Source organism: Winogradskyella sp. PG-2, from assembly GCF_000828715.1.
GTDB lineage: Bacteria > Bacteroidota > Bacteroidia > Flavobacteriales > Flavobacteriaceae > Winogradskyella.
Genome location: NZ_AP014583.1, coordinates 878,652 through 896,505, shown reverse-complemented (window position 1 = coordinate 896,505; position 17,854 = coordinate 878,652). Strand labels below are relative to the sequence as shown.

The following is a 17,854-nucleotide window of genomic DNA, read 5'->3' as shown; positions in this document are numbered from 1 at the left end:
TACATGAAAATAGATAATTATATTATTGACCAAAACTCACCAGTATTTATAATAGCGGAATTATCTGCTAATCATAATGGTAGTATTGATACTGCAATTGAAACGGTTAAAGCCGCAAAACGCGCAGGTGCAGATTGTATTAAATTACAAACTTTTACTGCTGATACGATTACTCTAGATTCTAAAAAAGATGATTTTAAAATAAATCAAGGAACGCTTTGGGATGGTCAATATTTACATGATCTCTATAAAACAACACATTTACCTTGGGAGTGGCATAAACAAATAATGGAAGTAGCAAAAGCAGAAGGTTTAATTTGTTTTTCATCTCCTTTTGATCCGACTTCGGTTGAGTTTTTAGAAATGCTAAATGTATCAGCATACAAAATAGCATCTTTTGAAATTACTGATATTCCTTTGATAGAATTAATAGCGTCAAAAGGAAAACCTGTCATTATTTCTACTGGTATAGCTCAACAAGAGGATATAGAATTAGCATTAGATGCTTGTCAAAGAATGGGTAATAAGGATATAGCCTTATTGAAATGCACATCGAGTTATCCAGCGCCAATAGAAGAGGCAAATATGTGTATGGTTAAAGATTTGGCAAAGCGCTATGGTGTAATAAGCGGTCTTTCTGACCATACTATGGGAAGTACGGTGCCTGTGGTTGCAACTGCGATGGGAGCAAAAATCATAGAAAAGCACTTTATTCTTAATCGAGATATTGGAGGTGCTGATGCCTCATTTTCAATGAATGAAGAAGAATTTACAGCCATGGTAAAAGCTGTGAGAGAAGCAGAAAGTGCTATTGGTGAAATTGATTATTCATTAACTGAAAAACAACGCAAAGGAAGAGACTTTTGTCGCTCGCTTTATGTCGTTGAAGATATAAAAGCTGGGGAAACATTAACAAAAAATAACGTGCGTTCCGTACGACCAGGATTTGGAATGCATCCAAAATTTTATAAAGATATTTTAAATAAAAAAGCGGCAGTAAGCATAGAAAAAGGGACAGCATTACATAGGTCTCATATAGAAAATTAGAGCTAAAGCAATAATATGCACAGATTAAAAGAACTCTTAATTAAGTACAAAGTACTTGTCAGCAATTTCAGCTATTTAGCCGTATTGCAGATGATTACTTTACTAGTGCCAATTATCACCTTGCCGCACTTGTTTAGTGTGCTGGGTGACACAACTTGGGGTATTGTAGTGTTTGCTCAATCTGTTGCGATTTATTTAGGGATTCTAGTAAGTTTTGGTTTTAATATTTCTGCAACAAAAGATATCAGTATTCATAGAGAAGATACTTCGAAAATATCTGAAATAGTAAGTAGTGTTTTTTTAATAAAAGCGGCATTATTTATAGCATCTCTACTCATAATAACCATACTGATTTTTATAATACCATTCTTTCAAGATTACAAACTCTTGTTTTTATTGAGTATGTGGTTTTGTTTGTACGAATTTGTTTTTCCAATTTGGTACTTCCAAGGTCTAGAGCGAATGAAGTTTATCACATTTATTAACCTAGGAAGTCGTATTATTTTCTTGGTCTTAATATTTGTACTCATACGAAAAGAGTCAGATTATTTATTGGTCCCAGTAATCAATGGTATTGGTTCCGTGTTTTCTGGAGTTATGGCAATGATTATAATATTTAGAAAAGATAAGGTGAGGTTTTACATTCCTAAAATGGTAACACTCAAATATTATTTTAAAGAGAGTTTACCAATATTTCTGTCCAATCTCTCACAATTATATATAAAGCTAAACAAGATTATCATAGGAGCTTTTATTGGCTTAGATGAGGTAGCTTATTATGATGTTGCTGAAAAAATAACCAACTTAATGAAAGTGCCGATAAGTTTAGTAAGTCAAACGGTCTTTCCAAAGATTGTGAAGGATAAGAGCATCAGCTTTATAAATAAAATATTAAAACTCAATCTAGGTATTCAAGCCATTTTACTTGTTGTTGTATTAACAACTGCACCTTTTATTGTGGAGTTAGTTAGTGGCAAGGAGATTCCACAAGCAACTGCGGCTCTATTTATTCTGTCCTTGACAGTTATTCCTGTAGTACTAAATAATGCTTTTGCTGTGCAAACACTTTTAGCCTTTGGGTATAAAAAATTATTTGCAAGAGCAATCATTGGATCCGGAATTGTATTTGGTATCCTAATTCTTGGTATGTACATTTTTGATATATGGTATTTATATGGCATCTGTATAGCGGTTCTGATTTCAGAAGTAGCAACATCAGTTTTGTCCTATTACTATGTAAGGAAAAATGTGTATTCCCAAATTAATCCTGTATGAAAAAAGTAGATTTAGTATTTGCACCTAGATTATCATCACCTAACGGTGACAGTAGGGTAGTACGTGCTTTTTTAGATAGTGATGCCTATTTTAAAAGTCAAGCGATTGACTTGTCTGTTATTAGTTCGGATATATTTCACGAACAAGATGTAGATCAAAGTAAAAAGTCTTTTAAAAAGCGTTTAAAGATCTTCTTAAAAAAGCTCATCCCATATTCTAGCTATTTCACTGTAAAATATCTTAAATCTGCAGAAAGTAAAAAAGAGCATATTGTTGATTATTATATATCTAACAATAGCTCAGAAGCCGATATCCTTTTTTTCCATGAGATGTCCACTTGCTATCACTACCTAAAAAAGAGGAAACATACTAATGCTAAGATTGTGTTGGTGATTCATTCTAATGGGGAATCATTTAAGATGTTAAACATCTATTATCCTAAGCTTAGAAATACAAATTACTATAAGCACTTATTAGAGCAAGAACAAGAAGTATTGTCTTCAGTTGATAAATTGGGATTTGTTGCTAAAAATGCAATGGAACATTTTCAGAACTTAAATCCAAGTTATGACAGCAATAAATTATTCTACGTCTATAATGGTATAGGTGGTATACCAAAAATTAAAAGAACGGAACAGCTTGCAAAATTACCAGCTAAGTATACGTTTTATTGTGCTGGCTCCATCACTAAAAGAAAAGGGCAAGAATTAATTATTAGAGCTTTTAATGGGTTATCTGAGGAAGAAAAACTTCAATTCAATATTACTTTTTTAGGTGATGGTGCTGAAAAAGTTAAGCTAGAAAATTTTGTAAAAGTTAATAAACTAGATAAGCACATATTTTTTAAAGGTTTTGTCAATGATGTTACAAGTTACTTGATGCAATCTAATGGGTTTATGCTTACAAGTTATGATGAAGGATTACCAGTTGCAATTATTGAGGCGTTGCGATTAGGTCTACCTATTATATCAACAAATGTTGGTGGAATACCAGAAATGGTTGAAGATAAACACAATGGATTCTTAATTGAACCCAAGGAAGAAGAAGTATTTCAAACCTTTAAAAATTTAAGTCAATATAATTTAGACGAAATGGGTGAAAACTCTCAAAAAATGTATGAAGAGAAGTTTACTCAAAATGCCATGTTTCGCGATTATGCCAATATATTTTTAAGCCTCAATTAAAATAAATTAGAAAGAACAAGACCATTGGTTTTGAAGCCATATGAAAGAGTTAATTAAAAAGATAATCATAATAAGTCAGCCCATAAACAAACTTTATGTGTTTGTGTTGCGCATCTTAAATAAGACCTCTGAGGAAGAAAGTAGAAGACGTGGTCAACTTTCTATTTTCGATTATCAAGCTGTTATCCAAGATATGCCTTTATATCCTACAGATATGGTTATCGATAATAATTTTTACGGTTTAAGCAGAGCATTGCAAAAGTATATGAAAACGACTTTACCGCTTAATTCTTATATAGAACACGGACTGGTTTTAGGAACTTTAGTTAAAGAAGATGCTGTAAGATGGTGTACTCCTAAAATTATGACTTTAAGCTCAAAAAGAGAAGCTTATATTAAAAAAGCGACAGTAAAGCCTGTTTTCAAAATAGGACCATATATTCATTACGCTGAGGATCTGCTTTCAGATGATGAACTTAGAACATTAAAAAAAGAATTGGGGAAAGTATTAATGGTTTTTCCATCACATTCAATTAAAAATATTGAAGCTGCTTTTAATAATGATGAATTAATAGCCTACATAGAATCAAAAAAAGAGGATTTTGATTCAGTAGTTATTTGCTTGTACTGGAGAGACGCTCATAACAAAGTACTTGTAGAATCGTATGTGGATATAGGCTACAAGATTATGTCTGCAGGACATGTTCACGATACTAATTTCTTATCAAGATTAAAATCGATTATAAAGCTATCTGATTTTACCATTTCTAACAGTGTTGGTACCCATATAGGCTATATAACATTTCTAGGTAAGCCCCAAGTTATAATTGGGCAAACTATAGATTATAATGTTTCAAAAAATGATAATAGAGCATTTGATCAAAGAAATAAAGCAGCAACAGAAACATTGAAATCAGAAACAGAAGAAATCCTGAACGCATACAGTAGCTATGACTTTCATATTACAGAGCAACAGTTAAAAATTGCAGATAAGTATTGGGGGATTAGTCAAATAAAGAAACCAGAAGAAATTAAACAATTTATTAAGAAATAAAAGTAAGGAATCATATACATGAGTTTCACGTTTATAATATATAATGTCATATTACTATTTGGTGTTCTTTTCGCCTATATAAGTGAAAGAATAACATCTAGGAGTAATCATATTGCAATAGTTGCATCTTTTCTTGTGGTGTTTCTTTTTGTAGGCCTAAGACATTATGTAGGTAATGATTACGAAGCTTATGTCGTCCTATTTAATGCTATTAGAAATGGTATTGGTACGCGTTTAGAATATGGCTATTTTCTAATTAATTCTATGTTTACAGAAAGTGTAAACGGTTATAAATATGTAATGCTCATATCTAGTTTTATTACATTTTTCTTTCTATTCAAAACATTTGTTAAGGAGCAAATATTACCGCTAGGTATCTTCTTTGTATTTGCATTTGAGCTCATTTTTCTAATTAATGACCAAGTAAGACAAGGTATTGCTATCGCAATATTTCTCTACGCTATTCAATTTATTGAGAATAGAGAGTTCTATAAGTATTCGATAATTATGATAGCAACAGGTGTGTTGATTCATTATTCAGCACTTATCATGTTGCCTGCATATTTTATGTATAGAAAATATCTACCTACTTGGGTTTGGTGTGTCGCTATTATTTTAGGTTATATAGTTTACTCAAGAGGAATGTTTCAGAATATTTTTGGAAATCTTATTTCACTTATTCCATTCTATGGAGATCGATTTGGAAATGAAACGAAACATATAGTTGCCATCGAAAAACTTGGAACAGGATTAGCTGTTTTATTTTGGGTAATTATTGGACTTTATATTGCACTTAATCAAAGAAAAATTAATAGACCTGTATTAGTTAATTTGTACTTATTTGGAACAGTCTTTTTTATAGTCACATTAGATTTTCATGTTATAACAAGGGTTGCATTTTACCTTGTATATATAAAAGTATTAGTACTTCCATTATATATAAAAAATGAAAATAACTGGACTCTAAAGCTTGGGGTCTTAGCAGTAGCCTTATTATTTTTTGAACTAGAAGTCTTGTTGGAACTTGGTACACATGGTGGCTTTCCTTATAAAACAATTTTTGAATAGAAAGCCTATGGAGACAAAGCACCCATTAATCAGTGTTGTAATGACAACGTATAACGAAGATAGAGAAAATTTCATCTTATGTGTAGATAGAGTATTGAATCAAACGTTTAAAGATTTTGAATTCATTATTGTGTTTGAACCATCAGATGTGAATTTAGATTTTATCAAATCATATACAGCTAAAGACAATAGAGTTCAAATTATAGTGAACAAAGAAAAACAAGGGTTTGTAAAATCTTTAAACATTGGTCTTGCTGGTGCCACTGGAAAATATATGGCAAGAATAGATAGTGACGATTATTGTGAGCTAAGCAGGTTTGAAAAACAAGTAACGTATTTAGAATCACACGATGATATTGATGTTTTAGGAACGAACTTAATTCTTGTAGATAAGGACAATAAGATCATATCCAAAAGAAAGTATAAGACAGCTCATAATGACATAAAAAAAACCTTTTTGTTCACAACCGGTGTTGCGCATCCTTCGATAATGTTAAGAATAGAAACCTTAAAAAAGTTTGGTGGTTATAATGAAGAATTTAAGTGTTCTGAGGATTTAGAATTATGGTTGAGATTGATGAGGAAGAATTGTGTATTCGCCAATATTGATGAATTTTTAGTCAATTATAGAGTACTCGATATTGAAGAAGCCCGTAACGAACAGCATTGGAAATACAATTTTAAAGCAAGATATAACCATGTTCCTTACTTATGGAATCCTATTCTGGCTGGCATAAGTATTACAGCGTTTAAAGTATTCTCTATGTTATCAGTTGAGATGCGATCAAGTCTTGCAGGAAGTAAACTTTTAAGTGGTTTAAAAGGGAAAAAGGAAATTAAAGAAACAAACATTTAATATGAAATCAATTCTAATAACTGGTGGTGCAGGCTTTATTGGAAGTCATTTATGTGATGCATTAATTAACGATAACAAAATCGCAGTTATCGATAATCTATCACTTGGTAGAATGAATAATATAAAGCATTTATTAGATAATAAAAACTTTAAGTTCATCAAGGCAGATATTCTATCAGAAACTCTAGACGCCATTTTTGCTGAAGGTAATTTCGACACAGTCATTCATCTGGCTGCAAATTCAGACATCGCAGTGAGCCATGATAATCCTAATGTCGATAAAGACCATACGTTTATGACGACGTATCGTGTGTTGGAGATGATGAAGAAATATAAGACCAAGGAGATTGTATTTTCTTCTACTTCTGCAATTTATGGAGATACAGCAGACCTTTTACATGAAAATTATGGACCTCTTCAGCCCGCTTCTCATTATGGAGCAGGTAAATTGGCTAGTGAAGCTTTTATTTCCTCATTTGTAGAAAATTATGGAATACAAGCTTGGATTGTTCGCTTTCCAAATGTAGTGGGTGAGCGTGCTACACATGGCGTTATATTCGATTTTATAAAGAAACTTAACAAAAATAATAGCGAACTAGAGGTTTTGGGAGATGGAGAGCAGTATAAACCATACTTATATGTCAAGGATTTAGTCGAGGCTATTTTATTTGTGTGGAAAAATAGTTCTGAGAGACTCAATATTTATAATCTAGGGGTCAACTCTAGAACCAAAGTGAAAGATATTGCTGTTATGGTTATTGAGGAAATGAAACTAGACGCAACTATAAAATATACTGGAGGGAATAGAGGTTGGATAGGCGATGTGCCGGAATTTAATTATGACCTAACTAAAGTAAATACGTTAGGATGGAAAGCTAATAATACGTCTAATGAGGCTGTTAGAAAAGCAATCCAATATATACTAACGCTAGATTTTTAATTAATTATGAAACTAGTAATAATAGCAGGAGGTAAAGGCACAAGGTTAGGGCTTAAAGAGATCCCTAAACCTATGGTTGTTATTAATGGGAAACCATTATTAGAACACCAGATTAATCTTGCTAAACGGTATGGACTTTCAGATATATATATACTTTCAGGTTATCTGTCTAGTGTAATAATAGATCATTTTGGAGATGGGGCAAATTTTGGAGTCAACATTACGCATGTTGTTGAAGATAAACCTTTGAGTACAGCTGGAGCAGTAAAACAGTTGGAGGGGCTTATAGAGGATAGGTTTATGGTGTTTTATGGGGATACAATAATGGACATAGATCTTGCTAATTTTATAGATTTTGATTTGAAAAATAGAGATGCAATTGGTAGCATTCTTGTTCATCCAAATGACCATCCTTATGATAGTGATTTAATAGAAGTTAATGAAAATAATAGAGTAACTGCTTTTCTTTCTAAGCCACATAAAGAAAATTTAATGTACTCTAATATGGTCAATGCTGCCCTTTATATTTTGTCACCAAAAGTTTTTGAATACATAGCATCAAATAAAGCTAGCGATTTTGGCAAACATATTTTCCCTCAACTTGTAGAAACGGAAAACCTTTATGCATATAAAACCACAGAGTATATAAAGGATATGGGTACACCTGATCGATTTGTAAAAGTTGAAAAGGACTTAGTAAGTGGCAAAGTTTCGAGGTTAAACAGAAGTAAAAAACAAAAAGCAGTCTTCCTAGATCGCGATGGCGTAATAAATAAAGAGGTTGATCAATTGACTAATATAGAGGATTTTGAGTTGATAGATGGCACAATAAGAGCTATTAAGTCTTTAAATAAATCTGATTATATAGTTATTGTTATTACCAATCAACCAGTTATAGCTAAAGGTTTTATAACGGTTGAGCAATTACAATCCATTCATAAAAAGATGGATATGTTGTTAGGCAATGAAGGAGCCTTTTTAGATGATTTATTTTATTGCCCTCACCACCCGAAAGTAGGTTTTGAAGGAGAAATAACTGCGCTTAAAATTGAATGTAAATGTCGAAAACCAAAGCCAGGAATGCTTTTAAAAGCTGCTCAACAATACAATATTGACCTTAAGAATTCATGGTTTGTGGGTGATAGATATACAGATATAGCAGCTGGTAAAAGCACAAATACAAGTACCATATTGCTTAAAACCGGACATGCAGGTAGTGATAAACATAATTTCCCTTCAATAGAATCAGACTTTGTGTTTAATAATCTAGCAGAAGCTACCGATTACATTTTAAAAACGAACTAAAGAAAAATTAAATGATAATAACAAGAACACCATTACGGATAAGTTTTGCAGGCGGAGGAAGTGATTTGAAAGAATATTATTTAAATCATGGTGGTTCTGTATTAAGCGTAGCCATAAATAAATATATTTATTTATCAATGCACCCATATTTTCAAGAAAATAAGTACTTCTTAAAATACTCAAAAAATGAACTTGTAGACAGTATTGATAATATTCAGCATCGAATCATAAAACAGGTTTTTCAAGATTTTAATATATCTGGTGTAGACTTTAATTCTAGCGCAGATATCCCATCTGGGACTGGTTTAGGCTCATCTTCGTCATTTACATCGGGTTTAACAACTCTTTGTAGTACTTATAACAACAATTACATGTCTTTAGAGGATATTGCAAAGTATGCTTGTGAAGTTGAAATTAATAAGCTTAAAGAACCTATAGGTAAACAGGATCAATATGCCTGTGCTATTGGTGGTTTAAATTTTATAAAATTTAATAAAGATGATACTGTATCTGTTGAAAAAATAATATTAAAACCCGAAAAAGTAAAGCAATTAGAGAATAACCTGTTTTTGTTTTATTTGGGTAATACACGTTCTGCTAGCAAGATTTTAACAGAGCAAAAGAAAAATACAATTAACGACCAACGTAAGGTAGAATCTTTGCACAAAATGGTAGCATTATCTGAAGATCTTAAAAAGGAATTTGTGAATAATAATATTGATGCTATTGGAGAAATTCTGCATAAAGGTTGGATGTATAAAAAAGAGCTAGCAGATCAAATATCTAACAATAGAATAGATTATTACTATCAACTGGGTATAGAAAATGGGGCGTCTGGTGGTAAACTCCTTGGAGCAGGTGGTGGAGGCTTTTTGCTATTCTATGTGAAAGAAGATAATCATGAAAAAGTAAAACAAGCCTTAAATGATTTAGAAGAAATTGAGTTTAAATTCAATTTTGAAGGAACAAAAGTCATTCATTACAATAAATAAGTAAAAAATAAATCTCGCTATTAACCAATATAAACAAAAAATGAAAACTCAAATTAAAAGTTACCTAGAGAACCTAACCGAAACGTTAAATAATCTCGATATTGATGCAATTGAAAATTGCGCTAATGTTTTATTAAAAGCTTATGAGAATGGAAACCATATCTTTATTTGCGGAAATGGAGGAAGTGCTGCTACAGCATCCCATTTTGCATGTGATATAAATAAAGGTGTAAGCTATGGATTACAAAAACGATTTAAAGTTATTCCTTTAACTGATAATTTAGGCACTATCACTGCATATACTAATGACGTAGGTTATGACATTGTATTTGAAGAGCAATTAAAGAATTTCTTCAATCCAGGTGATGTGTTAGTTGGTATTTCTGGAAGTGGTAATTCTAAAAATGTACTTAAAGCTATCGATTTTATCAATAAAAATGGAGGTGTATCCGTGGGTTGGACAGGATTTGACGGAGGTAAGCTAAAAGAATTAGCTCACCACTCTGTTGATGCCAATATTAATGATATGCAAATATCTGAAGACATACATATGACCATGGTTCATGTTTTAATGAAACTATTAAAAGAAGCAGTAGTTGAAATTGAAAAGCCCAAAGTGAAAAATTTGTATGATGTAAGACGATTTACACTTAGAAAAAAAGCAAAAGTATAAGACAACAAGTTATATGATTTTTAACTCAATTGACTTTGCGATATTTTTGCCAATAGTATTTATTTTATATTGGTTTATAGTCAATAGAAATTTGAAACTACAAAACGCTTTAATAGTTTTTGCGAGTTATATCTTTTATGGTTGGTGGGACTCGAGATTCCTGACATTAATTTTATTTAGCACACTTGTGGATTATTCAGTCGGTGTTGCTTTATCTAAACAAGAAAACAAATCAAAGCGGAAAGTTTTACTGTGGACGAGTATTTTAGTCAATCTAGGCTTTCTTGGTTTTTTTAAATACTATAATTTCTTTTTAGATAATTTCATCTCAGCCTTTTCTTTTTTTGGTACTGAGATACAAGCAAACTCGCTTAATATCATCTTACCTGTTGGTATAAGCTTTTATACATTTCAAACCTTGAGTTATACTTTAGACGTCTACAAAAGAAAGCTAGAACCTACAAAAGATTTTGTTGCCTTCTCTGCTTTCGTAAGCTTTTTTCCGCAATTAGTTGCTGGCCCTATAGAACGTGCAAAGCATTTATTACCTCAATTTTATAAAAAACGAACTTTCGAATATGATAAAGCCGTAGATGGTATGCGGCAAATACTTTGGGGCTTATTCAAGAAAATGGTTATAGCAGATAATTGTGCGGAATATGCCAATATGATTTTTAATAATTCAGCTGATTACTCTGGAAGTACACTTCTTCTTGGAGCTATATTTTTTACGTTTCAGATTTATGGTGATTTTTCAGGATATTCAGACATTGCGATTGGTACATCGCGTCTTTTTGGTTTTGATTTAATGCAGAATTTTAATTTCCCTTATTTCTCTAGGGATATAGCAGAATTTTGGAGACGCTGGCATATCTCATTATCTACTTGGTTTAGAGATTATCTTTATATACCCTTAGGCGGAAGTCGAGGTGGCAAATGGATGCAGATAAGAAATACTTTTATCATTTTTATTGTCAGTGGTTTTTGGCATGGTGCCAACTGGACATTTATTGTTTGGGGAGCTTTAAATGCCATCTATTTTTTACCCTTATTAATTACTAAAAAAAACAGAAACAACCTAAATGTTATAGCAGAAGGAAAGATCTTACCTAGTCTTAAGGAGTTATCTATGATATTACTTACTTTTAGTTTAACCGTTTTTGCATGGATATTCTTTAGAGCAGAAAACATAGCCCATGCATTTGATTATGTTAATTCAATAGCGTCTGCTTCTATTTTTGAAATGCCTCATTTCTCAAACTCCTCAAGAATAAAATTTGAATCTTTCTTAACATTATTTCTAATAGTAGTTTTTATAATGACGGAATGGTTGGGTAGAAACGAACAACACGGTATAGCTTTTTTGCATAATGAAAAATCTAAAGTATTAAGATGGTCAGTTTATAGTTTAATTATTTTAGCTATAACAGTCTTTTCGGGCAGTTCTCAAGAATTTATATATTTTCAATTTTAATCTTTAGTTAATAAAAATGAAAAAATTTCTTATTAATATATTGCTTTTAGGTTCAATTATCACAGTACTTTTCTTTGTTTTAGATAAAGTAATTACGAATGGGCTTAGACAGAGTAATATGGTTATTTATGAGAAACTCACAAAACTATCTAATGGAGCCATTAACACAGACTTAATTATTAATGGTAATTCTAAATCTTATGTACAACTCTCACCAAAGATTATTGATTCTGTATTAGATTTAAATTCTTACAATCTTGGTTTAGATGGTAATGATTTTGTAATTCAAAAAATGCAATATGATCTTTATGAAAAAACAAATACACCTCCTAAAATTATAATTCAAACGGTTGATTTTGCTACTTTAAGAAAAGCAGAAGGTGAGTTGTATAACTATATAAGATTTGCGCCTTACATTAATGTTAATGAAGTAGCTACTACGACAAAACAATACGAAGGCTTCTCATTTGTAGATTATAATTTGCCTTTTTTTAAATATTCAGGTCAACCATTAGAAGTTTTAGATGGATTTGCTTCATCTTTTAACGTACATATTTCACCTGCAAATATGGAAAAAGGTTATTTGCAAAAGAACTTAACTTGGGATGGAACATTCGATAAATTTAAATTGGAGAACAAAGATGGAATTAACTCCTCTATAGATAAGTCAACCTGCGATATATTTGAGGCCTATATCGAAGAATGTAATCAGAAAAATATAAAATTAATTTTAGTGTATACGCCAGTATATTATGAGTTTATCCCTTATGACTTAGATAGACAATTATTGTTTGATTATTTAAATGATATTTCAGAAAAGTATAACGTACCATTCTTGGATTATTCTGATGATGAATTGACTTTTAAAAAGTATTATTTTTTTAATTCACAACACTTAAACAAGGAGGGCTCAGAATTATTTACTAAAAAGCTAAGTCTAGATATTAAAGAATTACTTAAAAATGAGTTTTAGTGTTTTACTTATTGAAAGCGTATATTAACTATTCTTAAATTTATTCTATGGTCATATTAGGTTTGAATTATTATTATCACGATTCCACAGCATGTATTGTAGTTGATGGAAGCCTAATTGCTGCTATAGAAGAAGAACGATTAAATAGAGATAAGCACACTAGAGAATTTCCGAAGAAAGCTATTGACAGATGCCTGAAAATTGCAAAATTAAGTTATGATGATATAGACCATATTGCTGTTTCAATTCAACCAAAACATAACTCTGGTAAAAAACTATTATACTGGGCTTTTAATACGAAAAGTCTTAGGTCTCTCAAGGCTTTTATAAACAATGAAATTCTTCATGCTTTTAGAAAGCAACGTGGTTTTTGGGGTTGGTATAAAGGTCAATGGGTTTCTAAAAAGAAAGGACCAAAGGTACATTTTATACCACATCATAATTGCCATGCTCCAGGTTCATTTTTTGTTTCTCCATATAAAAAAGCTGCCCTTTTGGGAGTTGATGGCTCAGGAGAGTGGGCAACAACATGGCTAGGCTATGGTAATGCTAATAAAGTTGAAATAATAGGAGAGAGTTTCTTTCCATATTCCTTGGGTTCATTTTATGTTGCAGTTACTTATTATTGTGGATTTAAGCCTTATTACGATGAAGGTAAGACTATGGGTTTGGCACCTTTAGGTAATCCTAAAGTATATAAAGAAGATATAGCAAAATTGGTTTGGGTAGATGATATAGGTAAATTACATTTTGACCTAAGTTATTTTAATTTTCAGAATTTAAGTTTAGAGCGTCTGTCGCCAAAATTCTATAAAAAATTTGGAAAAGGTAGAAAACCTAATGAAGAGTTTACGCAGCATCATATGGATATGGCTGCAGCTTTTCAGGAAGTTTTAGAAGATTGTGTGTTAGAAATATGTGATGTGCTCTACAAAAAAACAAAGACGGACTATCTCATTGTTTCTGGTGGTGTAGCATTAAATAGTGTAATGAATGGTAGGATTGTTAGAGAAAGTAAGTTTAAAGATATCTATGTAATGCCAGCTGCTGGTGACAATGGTACTGCAATTGGTGCAGCTTACTATTTATATAATGGGGTTTTTAAAAAGCCTAGAACTTTTATTCATTTAGATCCTTATGTTGGCACCTCTTATTCTAACAAGGATATCAAAAGAGTATTAAAAGGATCAAAATTAAATTATAAATATTTTGAAGATATTTCTGATAAGGGAGCTGAATTATTAGCTGAAGGAAATATAATAGGTTGGTTTCAGGGTAAAATGGAAATTGGTCCAAGAGCATTAGGCAATCGCAGTATTTTGGCGAATCCGAACGTGCCAACTATGAAAGACAAAATTAATGCCGAAGTAAAATTTAGAGAAGCTTATCGTCCTTTTGCACCATCTACTATACTCGAAGCAAAAGATGATTATTTTGATTTAGATGTCGAAGCACCTTTTATGCTAAAAGTTTGTAATGTTTTAAAAGAAAAGCAAGATGTTATTCCTGCAGTGACACATGTTGATGGCAGTGCTCGGTTACAAACCGTAACTAGAGGATTAAACCCAAGATATTACGATTTAATTAAAAAATTAGGGAATAAGACAGGTGTTCCAGTGGTTTTAAATACAAGTTTTAATGTTCAAGGTGAGCCTGTTGTTGAATCACCAGTTGATGCTATTCGCTGTTTTTTTTCAACGGGACTAGATGCCTTAATAATTGGTAACTATCTTTTAAGAAAATAGTTATCTAGTGTCTAAATAATTTAGGTTGTTAGGCATGAAAGAAACACATTGCATGATATAAACCTCGTTCAAAAGTATTTGGAACTCTTCTAAATTTTATATGAGAACCAATTTCGGCATTATTCCAGTGTGCATAACGTGGTCCTTTTAAAATTCTATTTAAAAGTTTAGTTGACAACTGATATTCTACAAATGATTTAATCCCATTAGTGTTATCGACTACTTCATATTCAGTACCATCAAAGTATAATTTTATAAAAAGATCTTCTTTCAACTTAACTAAAACACTAGTGTCTGAAACAAAGTTTATCTCTTCTCTTTTGGCATTCATTCGTTGATTTGCAGCTGGAATAAGTGCCAACATTTCCTCAACATTTGGTTCGTCATCTAATTCATAATCTAGCGTTCTCTTACTAAGTACATTTTCGATATAAGCTTCTTTTTCCTTCTTATTAACAGGTTTATATTTAATAGATTGTTTTTTTGTCTCTAAGTCGAAATACTCATAAGTGTTTAATAAAATAGGTTTAGATTCTTCTAGATTGATTATAGTTGAATTTAAAAAATAGTCTACTGCCTCATGAAGTTCAGGTACACCTCTTTTATTTTGCAGTTTAGAAAGCTTCCCAGCTAATGTATATGTTCCTGCAAACGGCATATAATATTTGGGCTTTACAAGATCTATATATTTCTCTCCTTGATTAAGAAATTGCAATTTTTTCCCTTCTTGAGCTTTTCTTCGGTCTTCATCAGACAACTCAAAGCATTGAGGATATGGTCCTGCTCCACCATAGCCCACTAATAAGAAATCAATATATTGATATTTCTTATTTACCGCAAAAACAGCTTCCTTGGCTAAGTCGTACGGGCAATCATTAAGGTTTAAGACATTATGTGTGCCATCAGAAATAACAGCTAATGAATCAATTTGTGTGGATTTAAATTTTGTTTCTACGATGCCGCATCCCATAAATTTCGCACATAATTCTGGATTACAATTATCTGCTGCAAGAATTTCTATAGTTACTCCATTTTTTAAATCTGTTTTTTCATTATGAGGCAATTCTGTAACATTAAAACCCAATCGTTCAATGTTCATTTTTAAAAAAGGACTTGCATATTCATGAATAAGAATAGGAATGTCCTTGTTTAGAAGCTCAAATGTTTTTTTACTGAAGTGGTCTGGATGAATATGGCTAATATAAATATAATCGATACTGTCAAAATAGTCTTCATCAAATTCTAATTTTGGATAATGACACCAAGACCCATAATATTCTCCATCAACTAACCAAGGGTCTGTCAATATTTTTACACCCTTGGTTTCAACTGTAATGCAAGCAGATTTGATGTATCGGATTTTCATAACTATATTTTTAATAAAACAACTTTAGGGTAGTATTGAAATACTACAATTGTTTATAGAGCACATTGACTTTACTTTGGTCAATTTCATCAATATTGAAATCATCGTAGATTTCTACACCTAAGGCATTCATTTTGGCAATTCTTTCTTGTGATAATTTAGATTTAACCCATCTATCTAGGGCATATTGTCTAGTTTTAAGGTATTCTCTGTATTCCATTGCATAATCATCTTTTAGTCCAAAGCACATAAACAACACTACTCTTGGACTTGCCGCTTCTTGTTTTAAGAAATCTGGGACAAATCTGGCAATTAAAGGGTGAAACGATGTGTTTGGGAACATTGAGATGACTTGTGCATTAGCAGAGTGGGTGGTGCTGAGTTTCCAAATAACAACATCACCAATTTCACTTTTTACGTTAATTATTTTTCCTACACCGCAACTTTGATGCAGGTGCGAACCTTTTCTGAGACAAAGCCCTCTAGATGAATTCGCATGATCTTGTAAGTAAATCCCTGCTCTTAATAACGAATAATTTATGTCTGTAAATTCTTTGCTATCTTTTTTGTGCCTATTGGTAGAGTCTTTATGAAAACCTCCTTTACCAGGTCTGTTCACAGATAAATTACTATCAGCAAAGTAATATAATTTTTCGCTATCTAGACATTCTTTAAAAATGTTTAAAATACGCTCATCCATCAGTACACTATGCAACTTGTCTGAGGATAATAGATCTCCTTCGTGATTTTGATCCTCTATACCTTTTTGTCTTAATACTTCAACTTCTTCTGGACTGAATACATTTTTTATTAGGATGTAACCATCTCTGTCAATTTGTTCTTTGAGTGTCATGATTTTTATTATTTCTTTATTTGCTATTCTACTTAGTTAATGTTGGTCTTAAGTAGATAATACATTTTATTTTCGTAAAACGATCTCACTGCCTGTTATTTCTATATCTTCATAAGAGTAATTCTTGTACATATCTGCTAATTTTAAATTCCTCAAAGCATTCCTTTGCAATTCATTTGGAAGTCTAGGTTTATTTTTCACAACTTCAAAAGGAGTTTGAGAAATGATTTTCATGTAATCCGAATGTCTTAACCTATTTTGATAGTTGAGGTCTGGATTAAATTTTTTCCATTCCTCGGAAGAATACTTTAAAAAATTATAATAAGAAATGTTAGAGTCGAAATATGCCCAATGATCTATGTAGTCTATATCCATAGAAAGTACACCTCCCTTTTTCATAATTCTATAAGTCTCATTTAATATTTTTAAAATATCGTTAGGTGGTATATGTTCCATTGTAGATGTTGATGAAGAGAAATCAAAATGATTATCATCATATTTAGTTTGTCTTGCATCTTCAGGTGCATAATAAGATAGACCAAAATCTTCTTTTAAATTTGACAAGTCTTTTTTAAGAGGGCTTTTTTTTACAATTTTTAATGGATGATTAAAGTTTGGGTTATTAAAACGTTCTATAGAATCTTTAACCAAGTCATTAATAAGTAATTTTCTTATATCTATAACATCAACTTCATAACCAAGATGACTTATAGCTATTGGTATGATTAAATCCCATCCAGCACCAAACTCATAGTAATTGTTTGCAGGATTTTCAATAGAGTTAAATTTTTTAAAGTTATCCTTATGTCTTATGGCCATTTCTACTTTAAATAAAAACTTGCTATCAGATACAGGAAGTGTCTTTGTAATATTTTTTTGGAATAAGTAATTTAACTTTTCTCCATTAGGAATAGTTGAAAAGAAACGTTGTATGTAGCATTTATACTTAAAATTCATATGGATTTGATCTTTCTATCAGCAATCAGTTTATGTTAATTATATAGGTACATTCCTTAAAACTATTTTAGTCATTTTTTTGACCAACAATT

General features: G+C 31.4%; 16 protein-coding genes. 13 read left to right on the top strand and 3 right to left on the bottom strand.

The window, feature by feature from the left end; all coding sequences use genetic code 11:
* Positions 1-3: 3 nt before the first annotated feature.
* Genes pseI through WPG_RS03955 form a run of 13 tightly spaced genes read left to right on the top strand, consistent with a single transcriptional unit; the run spans position 4 to position 14,586 of the window.
* Positions 4-1,047 carry a pseudaminic acid synthase gene (pseI, locus tag WPG_RS04015; protein ID WP_045469657.1) on the top strand — a complete coding sequence of 348 codons (1,044 nt, stop codon included), beginning with the start codon at positions 4-6 and terminating at the stop codon, positions 1,045-1,047.
* A gap of 15 nt (positions 1,048-1,062) precedes the next feature.
* Positions 1,063-2,322 (top strand): oligosaccharide flippase family protein, encoded by a 1,260-nt coding sequence (locus tag WPG_RS04010; RefSeq protein WP_045469654.1) that lies wholly within the window; start codon positions 1,063-1,065, stop codon positions 2,320-2,322.
* A complete protein-coding gene (locus WPG_RS04005; protein ID WP_045469651.1) occupies positions 2,319-3,506 on the top strand; it encodes a glycosyltransferase family 4 protein in 1,188 nt (395 codons plus the stop codon). The genes WPG_RS04010 and WPG_RS04005 overlap by 4 nt, the downstream gene beginning before the upstream one ends.
* Positions 3,507-3,546: 40 nt before the next feature.
* Positions 3,547-4,560 (top strand): hypothetical protein, encoded by a 1,014-nt coding sequence (locus WPG_RS04000; protein WP_045469648.1) that lies wholly within the window; start codon positions 3,547-3,549, stop codon positions 4,558-4,560.
* Between the two features lie 18 nt (positions 4,561-4,578).
* The gene (locus WPG_RS03995; RefSeq protein WP_045469646.1) at positions 4,579-5,628 is read left to right on the top strand and encodes an EpsG family protein; all 1,050 of its coding nucleotides are present in this window, start codon (positions 4,579-4,581) and stop codon (positions 5,626-5,628) included.
* Positions 5,629-5,635: 7 nt separating this feature from the next.
* The gene (locus WPG_RS03990; protein ID WP_171817151.1) at positions 5,636-6,484 is read left to right on the top strand and encodes a glycosyltransferase; all 849 of its coding nucleotides are present in this window, start codon (positions 5,636-5,638) and stop codon (positions 6,482-6,484) included.
* A 1-nt stretch (position 6,485) separates the two neighbouring features.
* On the top strand, positions 6,486-7,424 hold the full coding sequence (locus WPG_RS03985; RefSeq protein ID WP_045469640.1) for an NAD-dependent epimerase/dehydratase family protein: 939 nt from the start codon (positions 6,486-6,488) through the stop codon (positions 7,422-7,424).
* A 6-nt stretch (positions 7,425-7,430) separates the two neighbouring features.
* The gene (locus tag WPG_RS03980) at positions 7,431-8,729 is read left to right on the top strand and encodes an HAD-IIIA family hydrolase (protein WP_045469637.1); all 1,299 of its coding nucleotides are present in this window, start codon (positions 7,431-7,433) and stop codon (positions 8,727-8,729) included.
* A gap of 11 nt (positions 8,730-8,740) precedes the next feature.
* On the top strand, positions 8,741-9,721 hold the full coding sequence (locus WPG_RS03975; protein ID WP_045469634.1) for a GHMP kinase: 981 nt from the start codon (positions 8,741-8,743) through the stop codon (positions 9,719-9,721).
* A 40-nt stretch (positions 9,722-9,761) separates the two neighbouring features.
* Positions 9,762-10,394: an SIS domain-containing protein gene (locus tag WPG_RS03970; protein ID WP_084221516.1), complete on the top strand. Its 633-nt coding sequence runs from the start codon at positions 9,762-9,764 to the stop codon at positions 10,392-10,394.
* A gap of 13 nt (positions 10,395-10,407) precedes the next feature.
* Positions 10,408-11,868: an MBOAT family O-acyltransferase gene (locus tag WPG_RS03965; protein WP_045469631.1), complete on the top strand. Its 1,461-nt coding sequence runs from the start codon at positions 10,408-10,410 to the stop codon at positions 11,866-11,868.
* Positions 11,869-11,884: 16 nt separating this feature from the next.
* The gene (locus WPG_RS03960; protein WP_045469627.1) at positions 11,885-12,841 is read left to right on the top strand and encodes a hypothetical protein; all 957 of its coding nucleotides are present in this window, start codon (positions 11,885-11,887) and stop codon (positions 12,839-12,841) included.
* A gap of 47 nt (positions 12,842-12,888) precedes the next feature.
* Positions 12,889-14,586: a carbamoyltransferase gene (locus tag WPG_RS03955; protein WP_045469624.1), complete on the top strand. Its 1,698-nt coding sequence runs from the start codon at positions 12,889-12,891 to the stop codon at positions 14,584-14,586.
* A 28-nt stretch (positions 14,587-14,614) separates the two neighbouring features.
* On the opposite strand, the gene WPG_RS03950 is transcribed toward WPG_RS03955, so the two are convergent.
* From WPG_RS03950 to WPG_RS03940, 3 genes are all read right to left on the bottom strand, one after another.
* Entirely contained in the window at positions 14,615-15,952 is a 1,338-nt protein-coding gene (locus WPG_RS03950) for an MBL fold metallo-hydrolase (RefSeq protein WP_045469621.1), read from the bottom strand.
* 43 nt (positions 15,953-15,995) lie between these two features.
* A complete protein-coding gene (locus tag WPG_RS03945; protein WP_045469618.1) occupies positions 15,996-16,805 on the bottom strand; it encodes a hypothetical protein in 810 nt (269 codons plus the stop codon).
* A gap of 66 nt (positions 16,806-16,871) precedes the next feature.
* Positions 16,872-17,762, bottom strand: a complete 891-nt coding sequence (locus WPG_RS03940) for a class I SAM-dependent methyltransferase (protein WP_045469616.1) — start codon at positions 17,760-17,762, stop codon at positions 16,872-16,874.
* Between the last annotated feature and the right edge of the window lie 92 nt (positions 17,763-17,854).

What these genes read in the sequence shown, in the direction of transcription:
- WPG_RS03960 (WP_045469627.1), top strand. Translation starts at nt 11,885, where the DNA reads ATGAAAAAATTTCTTATTAATATATTGCTTTTAGGTTCAATTATCACA.
- WPG_RS03970 (WP_084221516.1), top strand. Translation starts at nt 9,762, where the DNA reads ATGAAAACTCAAATTAAAAGTTACCTAGAGAACCTAACCGAAACGTTA.
- WPG_RS03995 (WP_045469646.1), top strand. Translation starts at nt 4,579, where the DNA reads ATGAGTTTCACGTTTATAATATATAATGTCATATTACTATTTGGTGTT.
- WPG_RS03950 (WP_045469621.1), bottom strand. Translation starts at nt 15,952, where the DNA reads ATGAAAATCCGATACATCAAATCTGCTTGCATTACAGTTGAAACCAAG.
- WPG_RS04010 (WP_045469654.1), top strand. Translation starts at nt 1,063, where the DNA reads ATGCACAGATTAAAAGAACTCTTAATTAAGTACAAAGTACTTGTCAGC.
- WPG_RS03955 (WP_045469624.1), top strand. Translation starts at nt 12,889, where the DNA reads ATGGTCATATTAGGTTTGAATTATTATTATCACGATTCCACAGCATGT.
- pseI (WP_045469657.1), top strand. Translation starts at nt 4, where the DNA reads ATGAAAATAGATAATTATATTATTGACCAAAACTCACCAGTATTTATA.
- WPG_RS03990 (WP_171817151.1), top strand. Translation starts at nt 5,636, where the DNA reads ATGGAGACAAAGCACCCATTAATCAGTGTTGTAATGACAACGTATAAC.
- WPG_RS03965 (WP_045469631.1), top strand. Translation starts at nt 10,408, where the DNA reads ATGATTTTTAACTCAATTGACTTTGCGATATTTTTGCCAATAGTATTT.
- WPG_RS04000 (WP_045469648.1), top strand. Translation starts at nt 3,547, where the DNA reads ATGAAAGAGTTAATTAAAAAGATAATCATAATAAGTCAGCCCATAAAC.
- WPG_RS03985 (WP_045469640.1), top strand. Translation starts at nt 6,486, where the DNA reads ATGAAATCAATTCTAATAACTGGTGGTGCAGGCTTTATTGGAAGTCAT.
- WPG_RS03975 (WP_045469634.1), top strand. Translation starts at nt 8,741, where the DNA reads ATGATAATAACAAGAACACCATTACGGATAAGTTTTGCAGGCGGAGGA.
- WPG_RS03945 (WP_045469618.1), bottom strand. Translation starts at nt 16,805, where the DNA reads ATGACACTCAAAGAACAAATTGACAGAGATGGTTACATCCTAATAAAA.
- WPG_RS03980 (WP_045469637.1), top strand. Translation starts at nt 7,431, where the DNA reads ATGAAACTAGTAATAATAGCAGGAGGTAAAGGCACAAGGTTAGGGCTT.
- WPG_RS04005 (WP_045469651.1), top strand. Translation starts at nt 2,319, where the DNA reads ATGAAAAAAGTAGATTTAGTATTTGCACCTAGATTATCATCACCTAAC.
- WPG_RS03940 (WP_045469616.1), bottom strand. Translation starts at nt 17,762, where the DNA reads ATGAATTTTAAGTATAAATGCTACATACAACGTTTCTTTTCAACTATT.